Consider the following 4,058-nt stretch of genomic DNA (forward strand, 5'->3'; position numbering starts at 1 on the left):
TTAAACGACTTATAAGCGCGTTTCAGCTTGTATAGGCAAAAACCTAGAAATCTAGGTGAAATTAATAAAGACATGAGGTGCACATAGTGCAAAAAATTAAACATAAGACGCTAACCGTGATACTTTCATCGTTTAATCTGCACAGATTGAAGCTAAATGAATAGCTTCAGTATCATTATAAGGGGGTTGGTGAGATTTGTCAAGCAAATTTTGCTTTGATTCGTTTCTATGCTACTTGGATAACGCAGTAGGTTATTTAGAGGATTTTACAAAAATCCATTTTTCACTTACACTACAATTTTAAACCTACAACTTATGCGCAATAGGCTTACAATCAAATCTTTTTCGGTGCTGTGTATCCTCCTCCTTGCTTTATATGTAATACTGCCGAATTTCTTTGATAATAAGCTTCTTGTTTCAAAAAAGAGAATAAACCTAGGGCTCGACCTCAAAGGCGGGTCATCTCTGCTTCTTAGCGTAGATTTGGATTCTTACTTCAAAGAAAAATTGAGTATGTTAGCCGATGAGATAAAAGAAAGCCTGCTAGCAAAAAACATCGAATCTCGCGTACAAAGCGATAAACAGATGGTTATAACTTTAAATAATATCGATAACCATAAGAAAGTTTCAACGCTAGTTCATAGAATAAACCCAAATTTAGAGCTAAACAGGAGGGATTCTTCGATTTTCATTTCATATAAGCCTCATTATAAAAATTCCCTAGTCAATGAAGTGGTTTCAGAGTCGATAAATAACGTCCAAAGACGCCTGGATAAGCTTGGTACGAGGGAAGTAAGCGTACAAAAACAAGGGCAGAACAAAATATTAGTTCAAGTGCCTGGAGTAGAAGACACTGAACAAATAAAACCTCTGCTTGGCAGAACTGCTAAGCTAGCTTTCCATTTGGCAAACACTAATGTGGCAAAAATGCAGGATATGGACCACGAAACTACCGTCATACTCAAGGATTCTTTAGGCAACTCTTATCCAATATTCCGCAAGACTGAAATAGGCGGTGATTCGCTGGTTAACGCATCAGTTAGATTCGGTTCGCTTGGTAAACCCACAGTACATTTTAAATTCGATAGCATAGCGAGTAAAAGATTCGCAAAAATCACTAAGGAAAATGTAGGAAAACCCTTTGCCATTGTTCTTGATAACACAGTTCTAACTGTGCCAACAATACGTGAACCAATCCTAAATGGAGAAGGGGAGATCAGTGGTAATTTCACTGAGAAACAAGCAAGCGAGCTTGCAATACTCCTAAAATCTGGCGCATTGCCAGCACCGCTTAAAATAATAGAAGAGAAAAATATCGGCCCAAGTCTTGGGGAAGAGTCAATAAAAGCAGGAGAAATAGCAGCGATAATCTCTATCGTAGCTGTTGCTTTATTTATAATTATTATTTACGGCAAGTTAGGCTTATTAGCCTCTGTTGCACTGCTTTTTAATGTAATTTTTATACTATTAATTCTTACACTACTTGAGGCAACTCTGACTTTACCTGGAATTGCCGGCATTGCGCTAACTGTTGGTATGTCGGTTGACGCAAATGTTTTGATATTCGAACGCATTCGCGAAGAAATGAAATCAGGAAAAAGAACGGTCCGTGCTATTGAAGAGGGTTTTAAAAACGCAATAAAGACAATCCTCGATTCAAATCTCACCACACTAATTGCTGCTGGGATAATGTTTGCCATTGGCAGCGGAGCAATCAGAGGTTTCTCTGTTACTTTGTCAATAGGCATCTTATGCTCGATGTTCTCCGCAATCACAGTTACAAAACTGCTAATAGAATTGTGTGTGAATCCGAAGAAGTTGGTGCTTTAAGTTACTAATTCCAAAACAACGAAATTGTTGTATAATGTCACTTTTAAGTTTTATTTCCAATGCATAAGTTTGCGATACTTTTTTCTATACTGCTTGCAATAGGTGCTTACTATTTAAACAATGAAGTAATATTTGAAGTGGCAAAGCTATTTAGTGATATATTTATCAGCTTGCTCAAATTGATCAGTTTACCTTTAGTTTTTCTGTCCATAGTGTCTACAATTTCAGGACTTAAAGACTCGATTGAAATTAAAACTCTACTTAAGAAAACACTGTTCTATACGCTGCTTACAACCATTATAGCTGCGTTTGTTGCGCTATCTTTCTATTTACTTATGGATCCAGTGAGAAAAAATTTCATAAGTAACACGATAGAAAGCGTAAGTGATGGCAATTACAACTACTTTTCATACTTGAAATCACTCATTCCTTCAAATTTTGTACAAGTCTTTCTTGAAAATAACGTTATTGGCAGCATATTGATCGCTTTTTTAATGGGTGGAGCTGTTATTTCACTCTCAAGAGAAAAACAGGATATGTTACATCAAGTGCTTTCTGCACTTTTTGATGTGTTACTTAAAATTGCTCAAGGGCTACTGAAGTTTATTCCGCTTGCTGTGTGGTCTTTTATCACATGTTTTTTGCACGAATTGAAAGGTGGCAGCGAGTTCCATAGTCTTTTGTGGTATTTTGCTTGCATAATGTCTGCGAATTTCGTGCAAGCGTTTCTGGTTTTACCGCTACTTATGTGGTATAAATGCATATCACCAATTCAAACGCTGAAGGGAGTTATACCGGCGCTCACACTTGCGTTTTTCTCTAAATCATCCAGTGCGACACTGCCGACAACCATAGACTGTGTGCAAAATAAGCTGAAGGTGCCAAAGAAATTGTCATCTTTTATTCTGCCAATATGCACAACAATCAATATGAACGCATGTGCTGCGTTTATTTTGATTACAGTAATGTTTGTTGCAGAGATGAACGGGCACACATTTTCCTTAAGCGAAATGTTTATATGGATTTTTTTAGCCACAGGGGCTGCAATTGGCAACGCTGGAGTGCCGATGGGATGCTATTTTATGGCAACTAGTTATCTTGTATCAATGAACGTTCCTTTGTATATTATGGGACTGATTTTACCTATTTACACGATCATCGATATGTGTGAAACTGCAACAAATGTGTGGTCTGATGTTTGCGTAACTCAAATAATCAATAAGGAATGTAAGGGTGAAACTTAAAAAACGATGTTAGACAAAGATGATCCAATGATGGAGGAATTTGAGGAAGCTGGAGCGATTTTGCACGGGCATTTTGTCCTATCATCAGGGCTGCATAGCGATACATATATACAATGCGCTAAGATTTTTGAGAATCCAAGCAGAGCCATGAAAGTTTGCGAACTATTGGCAAACAAGATAAGAAAAGAGCTAAGTAGCCCAATAGATTTAATACTATCTCCCGCAATTGGTGGAATAATCGTGGGTTATGAGATTGGCAGGCAGCTTGGAATCAGGACGATGTTTTGCGAGCGCGTTAATGGCAAGTTTGAATTGCGTCGCGGATTTGAGATCAAAAAGGGTGAGAAAATATTGCTGATTGAAGATGTGATAACCACAGGCAAATCTTCACTAGAAGCAGTGGAATGTGCAGAAGGGAAGGGGGGTAAAGTAGTTGCTGAAGCTGCTCTAATCAAGAGGAATAGTGAAGCAAAATTGCCTTTTCCTGTTATATCTTTGCTTGAGCTGAATATCAAAAACTATAGCGGATCAGAGCTTCCTGAAGAATTGAGAAAACTGCCTGTAACCAAGCCAGGGAGCCGGGAATATCTAAGTAATTATGCAAAGTAATCCTATTTTCAATGTCATCCAAGTAGCATAGAAACAGAACAAAAACTGCTTGACAAGTTCCTCCAAACCCATTATCATAAGGTTGAAGCTATTATTTATCTTCAGTCTGTGCAGATTAAACGACAAAAAACTCAATGTACTTGGCGTCTCATGTTTAATTTTTTGCACTATGTGCACCTCATGTCTTTATAAACTTTCAAGGTTTTTACCTAATATAAGCTAAAACGCGCTTATAAGTCGTTTAAGACAATAAAAAACGCCAATTTAAAAGATAGATAGTGAATAACTAGTCTCTGTGAAAAAAGTTTATCATGAGAAAATAAGGAAAGATGTAGCAAAAACTGGTAGTTTAACTTAGCTACAAATAGAGAAATT

General features: G+C 37.2%; 3 protein-coding genes. All 3 read left to right on the forward strand.

Annotated features, from left to right (window positions below; all coding sequences use genetic code 11):
• Positions 1-315 precede the first annotated feature (315 nt).
• From secD to pyrE, 3 genes are read left to right on the forward strand one after another with little or no spacing between them, the layout of a single operon-like run.
• A complete protein-coding gene (gene secD / locus GO685_RS03685; protein ID WP_175937623.1) occupies positions 316-1,830 on the forward strand; it encodes a protein translocase subunit SecD in 1,515 nt (504 codons plus the stop codon).
• A gap of 59 nt (positions 1,831-1,889) precedes the next feature.
• Positions 1,890-3,074 carry a dicarboxylate/amino acid:cation symporter gene (locus GO685_RS03690; RefSeq protein WP_175937624.1) on the forward strand — a complete coding sequence of 395 codons (1,185 nt, stop codon included), beginning with the start codon at positions 1,890-1,892 and terminating at the stop codon, positions 3,072-3,074.
• A gap of 6 nt (positions 3,075-3,080) precedes the next feature.
• Complete coding sequence (pyrE, locus tag GO685_RS03695; RefSeq protein ID WP_175937625.1) at positions 3,081-3,683, forward strand: orotate phosphoribosyltransferase; 603 nt, start codon at positions 3,081-3,083, stop codon at positions 3,681-3,683.
• Positions 3,684-4,058: the final 375 nt, after the last annotated feature.

It is taken from the genome of Wolbachia endosymbiont of Madathamugadia hiepei (assembly GCF_013366855.1).
Lineage (GTDB): Bacteria > Pseudomonadota > Alphaproteobacteria > Rickettsiales > Anaplasmataceae > Wolbachia.